The organism is Buchnera aphidicola (Sipha maydis), assembly GCF_024029855.1.
GTDB lineage: Bacteria > Pseudomonadota > Gammaproteobacteria > Enterobacterales > Enterobacteriaceae > Buchnera_J > Buchnera_J aphidicola_BI.
This window is the reverse complement of the sequence record NZ_CP097205.1, coordinates 63,624-82,476: the sequence shown is the minus strand read 5'-3', so window position 1 is coordinate 82,476 and position 18,853 is coordinate 63,624. Positions and strand designations below refer to the sequence as shown.

Sequence of the window (18,853 nt, the reverse complement as noted above, 5' to 3'; positions counted from 1 at the left end):
TTATCAAATTTTCCAAATTAAAAGTTCTTATTATAAAAAAAATATTTTTTATAAATTAAAAAATTTATTTTACATAAATTGTAATAATTGCTTTACAAACTAAAATATTATTTACAAATGCATAACCTTGAAACTTAATAAAATGTTTCTTTTTATTAATTATAAAAATTTTTACATACATATCAGAATTAGGTAAAACTATATTACAAAATTTTGCATTTTTTATATATGTTACATAATTTATTCTATTGCTATTTACAATATTTAAATTATTTATTCCAATTAGTATACCTGCAGATTGCATCATAGATTCTAAAATAAAAATTCCAGGAAAAATTGGATTATTTGGAAAATGCCCTAAAAAAAAAGAATCTGTTGCACGAATGTGTGTTTTAGAAAATAAATATTTATTTTTTTGAAAACATAAAATTTCGTCAACAAATAAAAAAGGTTTACGATGAGGAATAAATTTTAAAAAATCAATAAAAATATTCATTTGAAAACCAATAATATTTCTAATAAAATTTCATCTTATTTTGAATAAATAAAAATAAGATGAAAATTTTTCTTAGAAATGTAATTTAATAATTTTTAGGAACCAAAATTTACTTGAAAATGATTTACTTCTTCTGCATTATGCTCTCCCAACGGAATTGCATAAGAGCAAGAAATAACACCAAACGGAGAACACCATTTAGCGGATAAACCACATGAGTAACGTATGTCATTAGGTTTAATATAACTCATAGATTTATAATGATTTATTGGATCACTAGGTATATAAACTTTTTTCCATATATTTCCAAAATCACAAAAAGCAGAGATTTGAAAATTTTTTGCATATGGTTCATTAATAAATGGAATTGGAGTGACTAATTCTATTGTATTCATGCAATATATATTACCGCCAACAGTTACTCTTTCAAAAGAATTTTTTTTCTTGTTTAAATTACTTTTTTCAGAAGAACTTTCTATCACAGAATCATCTGTATGATTGACATACTGTACAGATGTAGGACCAATATCTTTAAAATTATATCCTCTTACACAACAATTTTGATTAGCATAAAAATCATCATGACTATTAAGACTCGTTCTATTTTCTAAATATTTCATTCCAGAGTTACAATGAAATAATAAAAAACATTTATATTTTTCATTAAAAATTGGAAAACATTTATTAAAATCTAAAAAAAATCTAAAATAATTATCCTTTTTAAAAGGAACAACATAATCAGCTGAAAATTTTACATCATCAACTAAATTGTAAAAAGAATTATCAATTTGTTTTTGATATAAAAATGAATTACTGAAATTTATACTATTATTTTTTATCTTTTTAAATGCAGGTATTGAGCCATCTTTTAAATTTTCTTGCATCAAACTTTCTGAGGATAAATCATCTTCATCGTGTGAAAATCCTATGGAAGAATTAAAAGAATAATACGGAGAAATTTTATAATTTATCCTTGCAGAGCTTCCATAGTTAAACATCATAGAATCATTATGATGATAAAATGCAAAAAAAGTGTCTACTAATTGACGTAAATTGTTTGATAAACCATTTCTAACATTTAAATAATTTATTTTATCAGGAGAAAAATTTTTATTTGTAGTATTAAAAAACATGTCCATGTTCATAGAACATCCTGTTTTAAAAAAATCAGGATTAAAATACAGTAATTTTATAGCATTTTGATTAATAGATTTAGATAAATTTAATGATATAGTATTATCTTTCCCTAAAGTATTTTTATTACTTACTTCAAAATGATAGCTTAACTTGTTTTTCCCGTTGTACCCTACTCCAAAATTAAAAGAATTATCATGTCTAACTTTAACATGATATATCAATTCAAATTGATCTTTGTTATCAGGAGAAGGTTGAAAAGAAAAAGTCACTTTATCAAATAGTTCTGTCTTTTTTAAATATTCTATATCTTTTAAAATATCATTTCTATGAATAATAGTATTAACTTTTTGAGTAAAATGCTGTATTAAATCATTTTCATTAATTGAAGGACTATTACCTTCAAAAGATATTTTACTTAAAGTGCATGGTTTATTTTTTTTCACCTCTATAATAAATTTTATTATTTTTCTAGAAAAATTTATATGAGGTTTAATAGATACATAAGAATTTAAATACCCTTCATCTAAAAGTTTCTTTAAAAAAACCATTTTCATATCTTCTACAAAACGAATATCGTAGATATGATTAACATAATCTGTATAAAATTGTTCTTTTTCTTTTTCAAAAAAAAGTGGAGTATCTTCATTCATAACTATATCTGTAATATAAAACTGCTGGCCCTCTGAAACAGTCAAGATAATATTTAATTTTTTTTTATCTTTAGAATATTGACAATTAGTATCTATAATACTAAATTCTGCATATCCATTCATATAATAAAAATTATACAAATTATTTACATCATTTGATAAATCTTCATAAGTATAATTTTTTTTAAACTGCTCACTAGGATATAAACTAGATTTATAAAAATAAAATAATGCATATAATCTATCTAAATTAAATTCTTTATTTCCTTTAATAGAAATTTTTTCAATAACAGTAGGATCATTTTCAGTTATATATATTTTTATCACTTTCTCGAACTTACAAGGCTCTGTAATAACAATTTCAATATCAACTTTATTTCTTAAAAGTCTAGAATAAAAATCTAGCATTTGTCCTTTAAATTCTTTTAAATTATCTTCATGAAAAAAATTTTCTTCATAAATCCCATATTTATATAAAACTTTCTGTATATTCTCTGTACTAACAATCGTATTTCCTTGAAAAGATACAGAAGATATAATTGGATATTCTTCTACTTCAAATGTAATTTTTTGATCTTCATGAATTACTTTAACATTTTTAAATTTTCCACTTTCTTTCAGTTTTTTAACACTTGAATCTATTTCTTCTTGTGAAATTGTATCTCTAACATCAAAAGATAAATATGATTTAGCTTCCGGTACAGATACATGTTGCAACCCTTTAAAATGAATACCTTCACATACAAAATAATCACTTGCATATACATTTTGAATATTACATATAAACAATAAAGTAAAAAATAAATTTCTTATATTTATATGATTAGAGATTTTTTTAAAAGAATACATTTTTTTCTCTTTTTATAAATAAGTTTTAAAAAATAAATTAATTAAATTGTTTCTTAGAAAATAAAACTTGAAAATATTTTTGAAAAATATATAATTTTTAAAGATTTTGATAAAAAAAATTTCAAACGTAATTTTTATTTAATAAAAATTTTTAATAATAAAAATATTTTTTAATTAATTAAATTTATCTAATTATAGAATAATTTTAAAAAAAAATATAATAATAAAATAAATTTTTATTTAAAAATTTTTTAATTCATTTATTTTTCTTTCTGTTTTAGAATCTATATCTTTAATATAAATATCCGTCAATGATTGTATATTTTTCTGATATTTCTTCTCTTCATTTTGACTAATATTTTTTTCTTTACATAAGTTCTTTATAACTGTATTTGCATTTCTTCTAATTATTCTTATAGATATTTTACTTTTTTCAGAAATTTGTTGAACTACTTTTATTATATCTAATCTTCGTTCTTCTGTTAAGGGCGGAATTGGAATTTTAATAATTTTCCCAACAGAAATTGGATTTAATCCTAAATTACTATTTATAATTTTTTTTTCAACTTCAGAGTTAATATTACTATCAAATGTACTAATTCTTAAAGTACGAGAATCTTCTACTATTATATTAGAAATATTCTCCAAAGTTACTTTTTTCCCATAATAATTAATCTGTATATCTTTTAATAAATCAGGAGATGCTCGTCCTGTTCTTAGTTTGTTAATAGATTGTAAAAAATTTTTTATACAATCTTCCATTTTTTTTTTTATTTCTTGTTCAATGTTTATCATGATTATTTTACTCGAATAAATCAAGGTTTTAAAAAAAATTATTTTTCATCAAATTTAATAAATTAAAGTTCCTTCATTATACCCTTGAATAATTCTTAATAAAGAATTAGATTTTTTAATATTAAAAACACGAATAGGTAAATTATAATCTCTTGCTAAAGTAAAAGCAGACAAATCCATAATTTTTAATTCTTTTTCTAAAACTTCTTTATATCGTAATCGAGAATATAACTTTGCATCAATATTTTTTTTGGGATCTTTAGTATATACTCCATCTACTTGAGTACCTTTTAATACAATATCTGCATTAATTTCAATTGCTCTTAAACATGCTGCAGAATCTGTTGTAAAAAGAGGATTCGCAAGACCAGCAGAAAAAATTAATACAAATTTTTTTGATAACAATTTATCTGCTTTCCTCCAATTATATATTTCACAAATACCATTTATTGGAATAGATGACATCAAAAAAGTTTTTATTTTCATTTGACTAACAGAATTATTTAATGCTAAACCATTTATTATAGTAGATAACATCCCTATATGATCTGCTACAACACGATTTAAACCAATTTTTTGTAATTGAAAACCACGAAATAAATTACCTGCTCCAATCACAATCCCTAATTCTATATTTAAATCAACAATTTTTTTTATTTCTTTTGATAAAAAATGAAGAGAAAAATAGTTAATACTTTTTTTTTTTTTATGATCCATCAAAGACTCTCCACTTAATTTTAAAATAACTCTTTTATATTTTAGTGGATGATTATTTTTAAACATATGAAACCTATAAAAAAATAAATTTAGAAAAATTTTTATAAAACAATTTTAACTTGAAAATAAATATTCTCCTACCTCAAAACGCATAAAATTTTTTATAACAATATTATTTTCTTTGAGAAATTTTTCAACTGTTATTTTAGGATCAATGACAAATTTCTGTTTAATAAGAGATATTTCTCCAATAAACTTTTTCATTCTTCCAGAAACAATTTTTTCTGCAATAGAAATATTTTTTCCTAATTCTAAAGATCTAGACAATTGAATTTTTCTCTCTCTTAAAAGAATATCTTGAGGAATATTCTCAGGACTTAAATACAAAGGTTTGCTAGCTACTATATGCATAGCAAGATATTTTATTAAAGAGGAATCATTAGAATTACTTTTTAATAACACACCTATTCTGGTACGATGTAAATAAAAATATAAAAAATCTCCTTGTAAAAAAAAATATCGAGAAATTTTTATATTTTCGTTTAATATAGATACTAAATGAATTCTTTTAAATTCAAAAACTTTTTTTAAAACATTAAAGTCACATATTTTTTTTTTTAGTGCTGTATTAACAATTTCTTTACCAAAATTAATAAAATTCTCTTCTTGTGCAACGAAATCTGTTTCACAATTCACTTCTAAAAGAACCCCAAACTTATTTTTTGTTCCTGAAAAAATAGAACCTTGTAATGTAGTTCGTGCTGTTTTATTCAAAGCTTTTGATTTTCCTTTTTTTCTTAAATAATCAATAGATTTATTAATATCTCCATTTTTTTTTAATAAAGCTTTTTTACAATCTAAAATACCTACTCCAGTTAATTCTCTTAATTTTTTTACTAAATTAGACGAAATTTTCATTATTAAATCCTTGCAATAAAAAACTCTATAAAAATATATTTAATAAAAAATTTTTAAAAATAATTAAAAGAAATATTCAAAAATTTTTTAACTTTGATGATCTGATTTATTTTTTTCATTTCTTGTATTATTACATAAAACAGAAATAACATTATCCAAATAAAAATTCACTGATCGAATCGCGTCATCATTTCCAGGAATAATAAAATTTACTCCATCAGGATTAGAATTAGTATCTACAATTGAAAAAATAGGAATATTTAAATTATTTGCTTCTTTAATAGCTATATGTTCATAATCTGCATCAATAATAAAAAGACAATCTGGAATTCCTCCCATATTTTTAATTCCACCGAGGCTATTTTCTAATTTTAATAATTTTCTAGAACGCATTAATGCTTCTTTCTTTGTTAATTTATTAAATGTACCATTTTGTGATTGCATTTCTAAATCTTTCAAATGTTCTATAGATTGTCTTACAGTTTTCCAATTTGTTAACATTCCTCCTAGCCAACGATAATTAACATAATATTGTTTACACAAAATTGCTGATTTTTTTATTAAATTTGAAGCAGATTTTTTAGTACCTACAAAAAGTATTTTCCCTTTTCTAGAATGAATCTTTTTTAAATTTAATAATGCGTGATAAAACATAGGAAGCGTTTTTTCTAAATTTATAATATGAATTTTATTTCTTGACCCAAAAATAAAAGGTTTCATTTTAGGATTCCAATAACGAGTTTGATGTCCAAAATGCACACCAGCTTTAATCATATCTTTCATAGAAATTTTTATCATATATCCCTTCTTAATATTTAACAAATAAAATGAATATTTTTTATAATAATAATATTTTTTACAAAAATATTTTTTTTACCAATAATTTTTTTAAAAAAAATAAAAAACAAACATATATTATAATAAACGATATGTCAAAAATTAGAAAATTAATTATATTTACTTTTTTCTTAAAATGATAAAATATAATAATTAAAAATTAATATAAAAAAAAAATATGATTATTATAAAAAATAATTATGATATAAAAAAAATGCAAATAGTATGTAAATTAACAGCACAAGTATTAGATTTTATAAAAAAATATATTTCTGCAGGAATCAGCACAGATAAAATCAATAAGATTTGTCATAATTATATTATTGATCAAACACATTCCATTCCAGCATGCTTAGGATATCAAGGATATCCTAAATCTGTTTGTATTTCTTTAAATAATGTCGTATGTCACGGAATTCCAAATAAAAAAACGATTTTAAAAAATGGAGATATATTAAATATAGATATTGCTTTAGTAAAAGAAAATTATTTCGGAGATGCTTCTAAAATGTATACTGTAGGAAAATGTTCTAAAATAGCAAAAAAACTCTGTAAAACAACTTTAAAGTGTCTATATTCTTCTATAAAAATTGTAAAACCCGGAATAAATTTAAATGAAATTGGAAAAACAATTGAAAAAATTGCAAAAAAAAATAATTTTTCTATTGTAAAAGAATATTGCGGACATGGCATTGGAAAAAATTTTCATGAAGAACCTTATGTTCTACATTATTATGAAAAAAATCAAAACATAAAATTACAAGAAGGAATGATTTTTACTATTGAACCTATGCTTAATGTAGGAAAAAGACACATATTTCGCGAGAAAGATAATTGGACAGTTAAAACGCGCGATAAAAGTTTATCTGCTCAATATGAGCATACCATACTCGTAACTAAAACAGGATATAAAGTATTAACATTAGGTAAAAATGAAAAAATATAAATAAAATTATTAATATTTTTAAAATACAATAAAGGAAAAGATATGGAAAAAATTAAAAAAACAATAGAAAAAGCTTTTGAAAAAAAAAATACACATATAGAGAATAAAAAAGAAATATTAAACACAATAAAAAAAGTAATTAAAATGATTAACTCAGGGAAATTACGTGTTTCAGAAAAAATAAATAACAGATGGGTTACACATCAATGGATTAAAAAAGCAATATTATTATTTTTATTATATCAAAAAAACAAAATTTTTGAAGGAAAAATAACATCATATTATGATAAAATTCCATTAAAATATAAAAATTATACTGAAATAGAATTTAAAAAAGATAACATTCGATTAGTACCTTCTGCAATTATAAGACATGGTTCATTTATTGAAAAAAATACTATACTTATGCCATGTTTTATTAATATTGGCGCATACGTTGGAAAAAATAGTATGATTGATACATGGGCAACTATTGGATCATGCGCACAAATTGGAAAAAATGTACATATATCTGGAGGAGTTGGAATAGGTGGAGTATTAGAACCATTGCAAAATAATCCTACAATTATTGAAGATAATTGTTTTATAGGAGCAAGATCAGAAATAGTAGAAGGGGTAATCGTAGAAGAAGGATCAGTGATTTCAATGGGAGTTTTTATTGGAAAAAGCACAAAAATATACGATCGTGTAGAAAATAAAATTTATTATGGAAAAATTCCAAAAAACTCCGTTGTAGTTTCTGGTAATTTGCCTTCAGAAAATAAAAAATATAGTTTATATAGTGCAATAATAGTGAAAAAAGTAGATTGTAGAACGTTAAAAAAAGTGGAAATAAATAAATTATTAAGAAATGACTTTAAATAAACACTCTATAAAATAAATTTTTATACAAAATACATTTTAATATTTTCTAAAAATCGCCCAATTAAAATTATTTATTTGGGCAATAAAAATAAAAAATATTTTTATATTATTTAAAATTTACCATCACCAAAATTTTATATAAAAACTTCTCACATAACTATGTGTATAAAAATTTTCTAAAATATTAAAAAATTATTTTTAACTAATTAATATAAAAAAATTTTTAAATACAAAGATTAAATATGATAGAATAATCACTAATTTTTTATATATTAAAAATTTTTCTATAATAATCTTATAAATAAAAAAATTTTATTTTTATAGTAAAAATAAATAAAAATACTTATTTTTTTATATATAAAGAATTTTACTACAAATAAGAACAAAAAAACTTAAAATAAGTAAATAAAAATTCTATATTTTATTTAAATATCTTAAATATGCTTAAAAAATATTTTTATTTTTTAGTTTTTTTTTAATTTATATCTCTCATAATTTGTTAAATAAATTTTATTAAAAAATTTTAAAAATAATAAAAAATATTAAAATATATAAATTTCTATGATAATTACTAAAAATTATATGAAAATATATTTATATTTTTTTTATTTGAATAAAATTAAATGAAATTTTTTAAACAACACAAATAAATATTCTCATCATCAATATGAGATTTTTTTAACAAATTTGAATGCTCTTAAAAAAAATAAGTTTATCCTATTGATTAAAAATATTAAAATATTTTCTATAAAAAATCTTTCATATAAATGTAAAAAATTTCATTGATGGTAAAAATAAATAAAATATTTCTCTTTATATAAATGAATTTTATCAATTTTTCTATAAACTAAATTAATAATTTAATTAATTTAAAATACATAAATATTTCCATTAAAATTTTTCATCAACAAAATTTTCCAAAATTTAAATTAAATTTTTTTATAAAATTATATATTTTTATATAGTTTATATAAAATTATTTATATGTAATAAAAAATATATTTAATTTTTATTTTCAATATAATGTATGATGTAAATATCTATTAAAATATTAAGAATAATTCACAAATCAAATAAAATTTTTTATGTTTTTCAAAAAAAAAAAAAAAAAAAAAAAAAAGAAAAAAAAAAAAAAATGGAAAATATATACATATAAAAATTTTATTAATATAAAAAATTATATAAACATTTATTCATAATACATAAATCTCTTATCAAAATTATAAAAAATTTAATTAAATAAAATATTTTTATTATTTTTATAACACACTTAACTATAAATGATTAGAGAATAAAATATGAAAATTTTTTCAGGTGCAGAAATTGTTGTGAAATCATTAATTCATCAAGGAATAAAACATATTTTTGGTTATCCTGGAGGGGCAATTTTAGAAATATATGATGCCTTAAATTTGATGAAAAAAAAAATACAACATATTCTTGTTCGTCATGAGCAAGCTGCTACACATATGGCAGATGGTTATTCAAGATCTACAGGAAAAACAGGAGTTGTTCTCGTAACTTCAGGTCCAGGAGCAACAAATTCTATCACAGGAATAGCTACAGCATATATGGATTCTATTCCTATGGTAATTTTATCTGGTCAAGTAGAATCAAAATTGATCGGATACGACGCTTTCCAAGAATGTGATATGTTAGGAATTTCACAACCAATTGTAAAACATAGTTTTCTAGTACAAAAAATAAAAGATATTCCTAATATTATTCAAAAATCTTTTTTAATAGCTTCTAGTGGAAGACCTGGACCAGTAGTTATAGATTTACCAAAAGATATTTTATCTGCAGAAAACAAAAAACCTTATATTAGATCTACTAATGTTTCAGTAAAATCTCTTCATAAAAATAAAAAAATTAATATAAAAAAAATAAAAAAAATTATTAAAAAAATAATTCAAGCAAAAAAACCAATTATATATATTGGAGGAGGAATAATTCATTCAAATAGTTCAAAAGAATTAAAAATTTTTGCAGAAAAATTAAAAATACCTGTTACTAGTTCATTAATGGGTTTAGGAGGATTTCCTGGAACACATAAACAAAATTTAGGGATGATAGGAATGCATGGAAAATATACTGCAAATATGGGAATGCATTATTCTGATTTAATTTTTGCTCTTGGTGTAAGATTTGATGATCGAACAACAAATAACACAAAAAAATATTGTCCATCTTCAACTATTATACAAATAGATATAGATCCTACATCTATTTCTAAAACAATAAAAACACACATTAAAATTATAGGTGATCTTAAAACAATCTTAAAAAAAATCATCAAATTTTTAAATAAAATAAAAAAAAAATTTTCTGAAGAAAGATTAAAAAAATGGTGGAATAAAATCAATGAATGGAAAAAAGTTAATTTTTTCAAAGAAAATAATCAATCCGATATAATAAAACCACAACAAGTTATAAAAATACTTTCAAAATTAACATATGGAAAATTTTATATTACTTCTGATGTTGGACAACATCAAATGTTTACTGCGTTACACTATATCTTTGAAAAACCAAGACAATGGATTAACTCAGGAGGTTTAGGAACTATGGGATTTGGATTTCCTGCTGCTTTAGGTGTAAAAATTGCATTACCAAAAAAAAATGTCATGTGTATTACAGGAGATGGAAGCATACAAATGAATATTCAAGAATTATCTACAGCTATGCAATATAAAATCCCGATCATGATAGTAAATCTCAACAATAGCTCCTTAGGAATGGTTAAACAATGGCAAGATTTAATATATTTCGGAAGACATTCACATTCATATATGAAATCTCTTCCGAATTTTATTAAATTAGTAGAATCCTATGGACATATAGGAGTATCTATTTCTCATCCTAAAGAATTAAAAAAAAAATTAAAACAATCTTTAAAATATTTATCACAGAAAAAACTTGTTTTTGTAGATGTAAAAGTTGATCCCACTGCACATGTATATCCAATGCAAATTAAAGGTGGAGGAATGAATGAAATGCGATTCAAAAAATAAAAAAAAATACTCTAAAATATTAAAAATATTATTAGAAAATGAATTTGGATCATTATTACGAATTATAAATATTTTTTCAAAACAAAAAAATATTATAAAAAATATGAAAGTCATTTTAAAAAATAAAAAAAAGATTTTTGATATAACTATTGAAATAATGGAAAAAAAAAAAGAAATAAAAAAAATAAAAAAAAAATTATATACACTAATCAATGTAATAAAAATTTACGAAATAAACGATATAAATCATTTTATTAGAGAAACAATTTTAATTCATACAGAAATTAATCAAATATTTTCTAAAAGAATTAAATATCTTTTAGAAATTTTTCAAGTGAAAATAATTTATTTTAAAAAATTCGAATATATAATAGAAATATCAGAACACTATAAAAAAATTAAAAAATTTCTCAAAAAACTTAAAAAAATTGGAAAAATAATTCACATTTCTCGATCAGGAAAAAATGTTATTCCTAAAAATTAAAACCAAAAAAAAAAATTTTGAAAATAAAAATGCACATTCCAGTATTATTAAAAAAATCTATTAAAGCATTAAAAATTCAAAAAAATGGAATTTATATAGATGGAACATTTGGAGCAGGAGGGCATAGCAAATTTATTTTAAAAAAAATAAATGATTACGGAAAATTATATTCAATAGACAGAGATCCAGAATCTATTAAAATTGCAAAAAAAATTAAAGATAAAAGATTTACCATAATACATGGTTTATTTTCAAATATCTATAAATACTGTAAAAAATATAAAATCATTAAAAAAGTTAATGGAATAATACTGGATTTAGGAATGTCTTCTATGCAATTAAATAATAATAAACGAGGTTTTTCATTTAAAAAAAATGGACCATTAGATATGAGAATGAATCAAAAAAATGGAATTCCTGTATCAGAATGGTTACTTCATGTAAAAGAAAAAGAAATTGCTAAAATTTTAAAAAAATATGGAGAAGAAAAATATTACAAAAGAATAGCTTTCCATATTTTTAGAAAAATAAAAAGAAAGCCAATATTAAAAACATGTGAACTCTCAAAAATCATATCAAAAATAACACCTCGAAAAAATAAAAAATCTTCTGTAAGAACTTTTCAAGCACTTCGAATTAAAACAAATAATGAATTAAATGAATTAAAAGATTTTTTGAAAAATGTTATGAAAATACTAGCTCCTAAAGGAAGATTATGCATTATTAGTTTTCATTCATTAGAAGATCGAATTATAAAAAAATTTATGTTTCAAAATAGTAGAAAAATTCCTAATTTACCAAAAAATATTCCTTTAACAACTAAAGAATTAGAAAAACTTCATGAAAGAAAATGCAAATTAAAAGTTTTTAAAAAAATATTTTCTACAAAAGAAGAAATTTTACAAAATCCACGATGTAGAAGTGCAATTCTTAGAATTGCAGAATTAAAATAATTTTTTAAAGAAACTTATGAGAATGTAACAAATTAAATTAAAAAACAAAAAACAAAATAAAAAATATAATATATATTATATATAAAATAATTAAAACACTATTTAAAAAAAATTTAAATATAAAAAAAATATTTATGACTTCAATAATCTTAAATAAATGAGTTTAAATAATAATGCAGTGGATAAATAAAGAAATTATCGTTGGTGTAGAAATTGGAACTACTAAAATTATATCCTTAATAGGAGAAATATTAGAAAACAAAGAAATTAAAATTCTTGGACTAGGAATTTGCTCGTCAAAAGGAATAAATAAAGGAGACATTCATGATTTAGAAGCATTAATTAAATGTATTAAAAAATCTACTTCTCAAGCTGAAAAAATGGCAAATTATAAAATCAATAAAATAAATTTATCATTTTCAAATAAATATATTGATTATAAAAATGAAATTGGAATGGTTTCTATTAAAAAAAATGAAGTTACAAAAAAAGATATCAGAAAAGTAATCAAAACAGCTAAATCTATAAAAATGTATGATAAAAATCATATTTTACACATTATTCCACAAGAATATATTATTGATGAACATAAAGGAATAAAAAATCCATTAGGTTTATCAGGAATACGCATGCAAGCAAAAGTTCATTTAATTACTTCAGATTATAGCATAGAAAAAAACATTATTAAAGCAGTAGAAAAATGTAACATAAAAATTAATAAAATCATTTTTTCTGGATTAGCTTCTAGCAAAGCAATTTTAACAGATGAAGAAAAAAAACTAGGTGTTTGCATGCTTGATATAGGAGGAGGAACTATAGATATTTTAATATATATAAATGGATCTTTACAACATAGCCAAGTTATACCATATGCAGGAGATATAATTACAAAAGATATTTCATATGCATTTTCTTCATCTTTATCTGATGCTGAAAATATAAAAATAAAATATGGCTGCGCATCTAGTTTTTTACAAGAAAATCTTCATAATGTTCAAATCACAAGATCCAATAATAAATCAAAAATCTTAAATCAAGAAAAATTAACAGAAGTAATTGAATCAAGATGTTTAGAATTATTAGAAATAGTAAACTATGAAATTCATAATGTTCAAAAAAAATTAAAAAAACAAGGTTACAAATATAATTTAAATAGTGGAATAGTTCTAACAGGAGGAGTAGCAAAAACAAAATTTTTAACTGATTGTGCAAAAAGAATTTTTCAAATGCCGATTAGAATCGGACATGCAAAAAATATTCAAGGAAAAAATAATTACATACAAACACCTGAATATTCAACTGCAATTGGATTATTATATTTTAAAAAAAATAAAAAAAATAAAAAAAATAATACTTTTATTAACAAAAAAAATAATTGGTTATATATTTTAAATAATTGGTTTCATGTGAAAAATTAAAAATTTTCACCATGTAACAAATTTAGAAAATACATATAAAATTAAGGAGAATAATTTATGTTTGAACCAGTCGAAGTGAGTAATGAAGCTGTAATTAAAGTAATAGGAATAGGGGGTGGTGGAGGAAACGCAGTTGAATATATGGTAAAAGAAAAAATTGAAGGAGTAGAATTCTTTGCTATTAATACAGATGCACAAGCTTTAAGAAAAATAGAAGTAAATCAAATTATTCAAATTGGAACAAACGTTACAAAAGGATTAGGAGCTGGAGCAAATCCTGAAATTGGAAGAACTTCTGCAGAAGAAGACAAAGAAATTTTAAAAACAGCTCTAGAAGGAGCAGATATGATTTTTATCGCAGCAGGAATGGGTGGAGGGACAGGAACAGGAGCAGCTCCAGTAGTTGCAGAAGTAGCTAAATCATTAGGAATACTAACAGTCGCTGTTGTTACAAAACCTTTTCATTTTGAAGGGAAAAAAAGAATGTTATGTGCTGAACAAGGAATCTTGGAACTTTCAAAAAATGTTGACTCATTAATAATCATTCCAAATGATAAATTATTAAAAGTATTAAATAGAGGTATTTCTTTATTAGACGCTTTTAGCGCAGCAAATAATGTATTAAAAGGAGCAGTACAAGGTATAGCAGAACTAATCACTAGACCTGGATTAATGAATGTTGATTTTGCTGATGTTCGTACAGTTATGTCAGAAATGGGTTATTCAATGATGGGAACAGGAATTTCATCTGGAGAAAACAGATCAGAAGAAGCTGCAGAAATTGCAATATCTAGCCCACTTTTAGAAGATGTTGACTTATCTGGAGCTCAAGGAGTCCTGGTAAACATTACAGCAGGAATGAATTTAAGATTAGATGAATTCGAAATCGTAGGAAATACAATAAGAGCATTTTCCTCAGATAATGCAACTGTTGTTATAGGAACTTCATTAGATCCTGATATGAGCGATGAATTAAGAGTCACAGTTGTAGCAACTGGAATAGGATTAGAAAAACAAATTTCATTAAAAAAAAAAAATAAAAGCACATCAAAAAATCCCATAAAAAATTATAGAAACAATCGATTAAATTCATTAAGTTTTTCGAAAAAAAAATATGATCATGAAAACAATGAAGAAAAATTTTTTAAAAAAGATAAATCTTATTTAGATATTCCTACGTTTCTTCGAAAAAAATAAAAAATTAAAAATATCGAATGTATTCGAATAATGTAAAATTTTTTTTTAAAAATTATTATAAAAAATTTATCAAAAAGAAAAAAATAAGGAAAATAAGAAAGTAAAAATATTAAAATTTTTATAAAAAACTTAAAAGGTTGATGTTAATGAAAAATTTTGTCTCTCAAATAACACTAACTAAATCTGCAATTACACAAATAAAAAATTTGATTTTTTATAAAAACAAAAAAAATATTAAATTCAGAGTATATATTACTGGAGGGGGATGTAGCGGATTCCAATATAAATTTAAATTTGAAAAAACCTATAAAGAAAACGATATTGTAATAAAACAATCACATATTAAAATAATTATTGATCCAATTAGCTTACAATATTTAATAGGAGGGGAAATTGATTACGTTGAAGATTTAAATGGAGCAAAATTTATTGTGAAAAATCCAAATGCAAAAACAAAATGTAGTTGCGGAGTATCTTTTGGTTTATAATATATTAAATTAATAATAAAATTACTAAAAACGTAAAATTTTTTTGTAAAATATTACAAATTATTTTTAAAAAAAATATTTAAATAAATAAAAATAATTAATCTTTATAATATTATAAACATTCAAAAATATTAACAATATTAAACTCTTATTTAAAAATATTAAATATTTTTAATAAAAAAAATGTCTATTGAAATTTTTATATAAAATAAAATTTTTATGAAAATTTAAAATTTATTAAAAAAATTTGATGTTATGTATAAAATGATCTTAAACATAGCATCAAAAATAAAAAAGTAAAACACTCTATAAAAAAAATACTTAAAAAATCAATAAACATAATCTATATATATATCATTCTCAATCATCTTATTTTAAGTTTAACAAATCAGTAATAGTTCCTTCAGATATTTTTGCTGCAGAATTAATAGATTCATATAAAGTAGGATGAGCATGTATTGTTAAAGAAATATCAGAAACATCACATCCCATTTCTATTCCTAAAGTAATTTCACCTAATAATTCTCCAGCGTTTCTTCCAACAATAGAACCACCAATAATCTTTTTTGTATTTTTATCAAAAATTAACTTTGTCATTCCATATGAAGAATTAGAAACACATGCTCTACCAGAAACACTCCAAGGAAAAATTGATTTTTCATATTCTATATCATTTTTTATTGCTTCTTCTTCTCCCATTCCAACCCAGGCTATTTCAGGATCAGTATAACAAATATTAGGTATTATATTAGTATCAAAAAAATGATTTTTACCAGAGATTACTTCTGCTGCAATATGACCTTCATAAATTCCTTTATGTGCAAGCATAGGATTTCCAGAAACATCACCAATTGCAAATATATTTTTAATGTTTGTACGACATTGCTGATCAGTTATAATGAAACCTCTTTTATCTAAATCAATATTCACATTTGTAAGATTTAAATTTGTATTTGGAAATCTCCCAATAGAAACTAGTATTACATCATATTTATTTTCATAATAAATACCATTTTTCTTCGTTTTAACAAAAAATTTACTATCCAAAGATTCAATTTTTTCTATATAGGTATCTAATAATAGATTAAATTTTTTATTAATTGAATTTATGAAAAAAGAACTTACATCAAGATCACAAGAAGGTAAAATTCTATCAGAATTTTCAATTATATCAATTTTAGCACCTAAAGAACTATATACAGTAGCCATTTCTAAACCAATTATTCCTCCTCCAATTATTAACATTTTACGTGGAATAAATGGTATTTTTAAAGCATCTGTAGAGTTCCATATATTTTTATTTTCATTATCTATAGAAGATAATTTTATTGGAGTAGATCCAGAAGCAATAATAATATTTTTGCACTGTACATTAATATTAGAATCTTTATGTTTTATAAAAATTTCTTTTTTATTAATAAAAGATGCTTCACCATGAATAACTTTTAATTGTCTTTTATCTGCTAAAATTTTTAAACCATGATTCATTTTTCTTATTATATTTTTTTTCCATAAATTTAACTTTTTTAAATTAAAAGATAATTTATGAGAAAATATTTCTAAATCACAAAATTCATCGTACTCTTTTAAAAATTTTGAAAAATGCAATAAAGCTTTAGAAGGAATACAACCAACATTTAAACAAACTCCTCCTAAAACAGGTTTTTTTTCAATTAAAATTGTTTTTATTCCTAAGTCAGATGCTCTAAAAGCAGCAGAATATCCTGCAGGACCTCCGCCGATTATAGCTAAATTTGTATTTATAACTTTTTTATTCATATTTAAAAATTTCCAAAAATTAAAAATGTTTTAAGATGTTAAATCAGATAAATTAAAAAAAAATTTTATAAAAATTTTTTAAATTTTTATTAAAATTTTTTATAAATAAAGCGCCATCTACTCCATCAATCACTCGATGATCATATGATAAAGATATTGGTAATAATAAACGAGGAATAAATTTATTTTTTTTCCATAATGGTTCAATTTTAGCTCGAGATACTCCTAATATCGCTACTTCTGGAAAATTGATAATAGGAGTGAATTCCATTCCTCCAAAACCTCCTAAATTAGAGATTGTAAAACTACTATCTTTCATTTCGTGTATTAACAACGTATTTTTTTGCGCTTTTTTTGATAAAGAAATTAACTCACTAGAAATCTCTAAAATTGTTTTTTGATTTACATTTTTCAAAACTGGAACAATAATTCCATTTTCAGTGTTTACAGCTATTCCTATATTAATTTCTTTTTTTAAAATAATTCGATCTTTTTTTTTATGCAAATAACTATTAAATTTTTTATATTTAATTAAGTTTATCGAAATCGCTTTTATAATAAAAGGTAATAACGTTAATCTGATATTTTTTTTATTTAAATTTTTATTCACTTTTTTTCTAAAATTTTCAAGACTAGTTATATCAATTTTATCAAACTGAGTAACATGAGGAATATTTTTCCAATTTTCTGATAAACGCGAACCAGAAAATTGTTGTATTTTACTTAAATATATTATTTCTTCTCTTGAACTTAAAGAATGTGTTTTACCTTTTTTATCTATATTTTTCAAATCATCATTTTGTAAATTAATTTTTTTCAAATGAGAAAAATATTCTTGCACGTCTTTCTTTAAAATTCTATTTTTTCTTCCTGAACCTTTAATATCCAAAATTGAAATATTTAACTTACGACATAATCTTTTTATTGAAGGCGATGAATATGTGGAATAAAAATTTTTTTTTTCTTTTTTTTCATTATATATATTAGAATCATTATTCACAGAATGAATAGATTTCACATCCTTGTTTTTAGCAGTAAAATTGTTAATATCTTCTTTCTGATTTTTTTTCTCAAAAATTTTTAATGTAACAATTGGAGAATCAATTTTCACTATATCACCAATTTTAACATCAATGCTTTTTATTATACCATGATATAAAGATGGAACTTCTATTGATGCTTTTTGACCTTCTACAATAATCAAACCTTGATCTACATTTACTTCATCATTTATTTTTACTAAAACTTCAATTACTTCCGCTTCTTCTATCCCAATATCAGGTACTTTAATAACAACGTTCACTTTAATTT

At 21.8% G+C, this 18,853-nt stretch carries 16 protein-coding genes; 8 read left to right on the top strand and 8 right to left on the bottom strand.

The window, feature by feature from the left end; translation table 11 throughout:
* Positions 1–64 precede the first annotated feature (64 nt).
* The 6 genes from M3Y47_RS00325 to rpsB all read right to left on the bottom strand — a co-directional run bounded on the left by M3Y47_RS00325 (position 65) and on the right by rpsB (position 6,360).
* Positions 65–496: a 3-hydroxyacyl-ACP dehydratase FabZ family protein gene (locus M3Y47_RS00325; RefSeq protein ID WP_252839508.1), complete on the bottom strand. Its 432-nt coding sequence runs from the start codon at positions 494–496 to the stop codon at positions 65–67.
* Positions 497–591: 95 nt separating this feature from the next.
* Positions 592–3,132, bottom strand: coding sequence for an outer membrane protein assembly factor BamA (bamA, locus tag M3Y47_RS00320; protein WP_252839507.1), 2,541 nt, complete (start codon positions 3,130–3,132; stop codon positions 592–594).
* Between the two features lie 240 nt (positions 3,133–3,372).
* Positions 3,373–3,927, bottom strand: a complete 555-nt coding sequence (gene frr / locus M3Y47_RS00315) for a ribosome recycling factor (protein ID WP_252839506.1) — start codon at positions 3,925–3,927, stop codon at positions 3,373–3,375.
* Positions 3,928–3,981: 54 nt separating this feature from the next.
* Positions 3,982–4,710 (bottom strand): UMP kinase, encoded by a 729-nt coding sequence (gene pyrH / locus M3Y47_RS00310; RefSeq protein WP_252839505.1) that lies wholly within the window; start codon positions 4,708–4,710, stop codon positions 3,982–3,984.
* A gap of 48 nt (positions 4,711–4,758) precedes the next feature.
* Complete coding sequence (gene tsf / locus M3Y47_RS00305) at positions 4,759–5,562, bottom strand: translation elongation factor Ts (RefSeq protein WP_252839504.1); 804 nt, start codon at positions 5,560–5,562, stop codon at positions 4,759–4,761.
* Between the two features lie 87 nt (positions 5,563–5,649).
* On the bottom strand, positions 5,650–6,360 hold the full coding sequence (rpsB, locus tag M3Y47_RS00300; protein ID WP_252839503.1) for a 30S ribosomal protein S2: 711 nt from the start codon (positions 6,358–6,360) through the stop codon (positions 5,650–5,652).
* 217 nt (positions 6,361–6,577) lie between these two features.
* On the opposite strand from rpsB, the gene map reads away from it, so the two are divergent.
* The 8 genes from map (at position 6,578) to erpA (ending at position 15,763) form a co-directional block, all read left to right on the top strand.
* Positions 6,578–7,345 (top strand): type I methionyl aminopeptidase, encoded by a 768-nt coding sequence (gene map, locus M3Y47_RS00295; protein ID WP_252839502.1) that lies wholly within the window; start codon positions 6,578–6,580, stop codon positions 7,343–7,345.
* 42 nt (positions 7,346–7,387) lie between these two features.
* Positions 7,388–8,209 carry a 2,3,4,5-tetrahydropyridine-2,6-dicarboxylate N-succinyltransferase gene (gene dapD, locus M3Y47_RS00290; RefSeq protein WP_252839501.1) on the top strand — a complete coding sequence of 274 codons (822 nt, stop codon included), beginning with the start codon at positions 7,388–7,390 and terminating at the stop codon, positions 8,207–8,209.
* Between the two features lie 1,298 nt (positions 8,210–9,507).
* Positions 9,508–11,223: a biosynthetic-type acetolactate synthase large subunit gene (gene ilvB, locus M3Y47_RS00285; protein ID WP_252839500.1), complete on the top strand. Its 1,716-nt coding sequence runs from the start codon at positions 9,508–9,510 to the stop codon at positions 11,221–11,223.
* A complete protein-coding gene (gene ilvN / locus M3Y47_RS00280) occupies positions 11,201–11,707 on the top strand; it encodes an acetolactate synthase small subunit (RefSeq protein WP_252839499.1) in 507 nt (168 codons plus the stop codon). The genes ilvB and ilvN overlap by 23 nt, the downstream gene beginning before the upstream one ends.
* A 29-nt stretch (positions 11,708–11,736) precedes the next feature.
* Positions 11,737–12,660, top strand: a complete 924-nt coding sequence (rsmH, locus tag M3Y47_RS00275) for a 16S rRNA (cytosine(1402)-N(4))-methyltransferase RsmH (RefSeq protein ID WP_252839498.1) — start codon at positions 11,737–11,739, stop codon at positions 12,658–12,660.
* Positions 12,661–12,833: 173 nt separating this feature from the next.
* Positions 12,834–14,078 carry a cell division protein FtsA gene (gene ftsA, locus M3Y47_RS00270; RefSeq protein ID WP_252839497.1) on the top strand — a complete coding sequence of 415 codons (1,245 nt, stop codon included), beginning with the start codon at positions 12,834–12,836 and terminating at the stop codon, positions 14,076–14,078.
* 57 nt (positions 14,079–14,135) lie between these two features.
* Positions 14,136–15,275: a cell division protein FtsZ gene (ftsZ, locus tag M3Y47_RS00265; protein WP_252839496.1), complete on the top strand. Its 1,140-nt coding sequence runs from the start codon at positions 14,136–14,138 to the stop codon at positions 15,273–15,275.
* 146 nt (positions 15,276–15,421) lie between these two features.
* On the top strand, positions 15,422–15,763 hold the full coding sequence (gene erpA / locus M3Y47_RS00260) for an iron-sulfur cluster insertion protein ErpA (RefSeq protein WP_252839495.1): 342 nt from the start codon (positions 15,422–15,424) through the stop codon (positions 15,761–15,763).
* A gap of 369 nt (positions 15,764–16,132) precedes the next feature.
* Here erpA and lpdA read toward each other — a convergent pair whose 3' ends face one another.
* Positions 16,133–17,542: a dihydrolipoyl dehydrogenase gene (gene lpdA, locus M3Y47_RS00255; protein ID WP_252839494.1), complete on the bottom strand. Its 1,410-nt coding sequence runs from the start codon at positions 17,540–17,542 to the stop codon at positions 16,133–16,135.
* A gap of 52 nt (positions 17,543–17,594) precedes the next feature.
* Entirely contained in the window at positions 17,595–18,845 is a 1,251-nt protein-coding gene (locus M3Y47_RS00250) for a 2-oxo acid dehydrogenase subunit E2 (protein ID WP_252839493.1), read from the bottom strand.
* Positions 18,846–18,853 lie beyond the last annotated feature (8 nt).

Excerpts from the sequence above, each read along its gene's own strand:
- frr (WP_252839506.1), bottom strand. The coding sequence starts at position 3,927 with ATGATAAACATTGAACAAGAAATAAAAAAAAAAATGGAAGATTGTATA.
- M3Y47_RS00325 (WP_252839508.1), bottom strand. The coding sequence starts at position 496 with ATGAATATTTTTATTGATTTTTTAAAATTTATTCCTCATCGTAAACCT.
- rsmH (WP_252839498.1), top strand. The coding sequence starts at position 11,737 with ATGCACATTCCAGTATTATTAAAAAAATCTATTAAAGCATTAAAAATT.
- ilvN (WP_252839499.1), top strand. The coding sequence starts at position 11,201 with ATGAAATGCGATTCAAAAAATAAAAAAAAATACTCTAAAATATTAAAA.
- bamA (WP_252839507.1), bottom strand. The coding sequence starts at position 3,132 with ATGTATTCTTTTAAAAAAATCTCTAATCATATAAATATAAGAAATTTA.
- map (WP_252839502.1), top strand. The coding sequence starts at position 6,578 with ATGATTATTATAAAAAATAATTATGATATAAAAAAAATGCAAATAGTA.
- tsf (WP_252839504.1), bottom strand. The coding sequence starts at position 5,562 with ATGAAAATTTCGTCTAATTTAGTAAAAAAATTAAGAGAATTAACTGGA.
- ftsZ (WP_252839496.1), top strand. The coding sequence starts at position 14,136 with ATGTTTGAACCAGTCGAAGTGAGTAATGAAGCTGTAATTAAAGTAATA.
- ilvB (WP_252839500.1), top strand. The coding sequence starts at position 9,508 with ATGAAAATTTTTTCAGGTGCAGAAATTGTTGTGAAATCATTAATTCAT.
- ftsA (WP_252839497.1), top strand. The coding sequence starts at position 12,834 with ATGCAGTGGATAAATAAAGAAATTATCGTTGGTGTAGAAATTGGAACT.
- rpsB (WP_252839503.1), bottom strand. The coding sequence starts at position 6,360 with ATGATAAAAATTTCTATGAAAGATATGATTAAAGCTGGTGTGCATTTT.
- lpdA (WP_252839494.1), bottom strand. The coding sequence starts at position 17,542 with ATGAATAAAAAAGTTATAAATACAAATTTAGCTATAATCGGCGGAGGT.
- pyrH (WP_252839505.1), bottom strand. The coding sequence starts at position 4,710 with ATGTTTAAAAATAATCATCCACTAAAATATAAAAGAGTTATTTTAAAA.
- erpA (WP_252839495.1), top strand. The coding sequence starts at position 15,422 with ATGAAAAATTTTGTCTCTCAAATAACACTAACTAAATCTGCAATTACA.
- dapD (WP_252839501.1), top strand. The coding sequence starts at position 7,388 with ATGGAAAAAATTAAAAAAACAATAGAAAAAGCTTTTGAAAAAAAAAAT.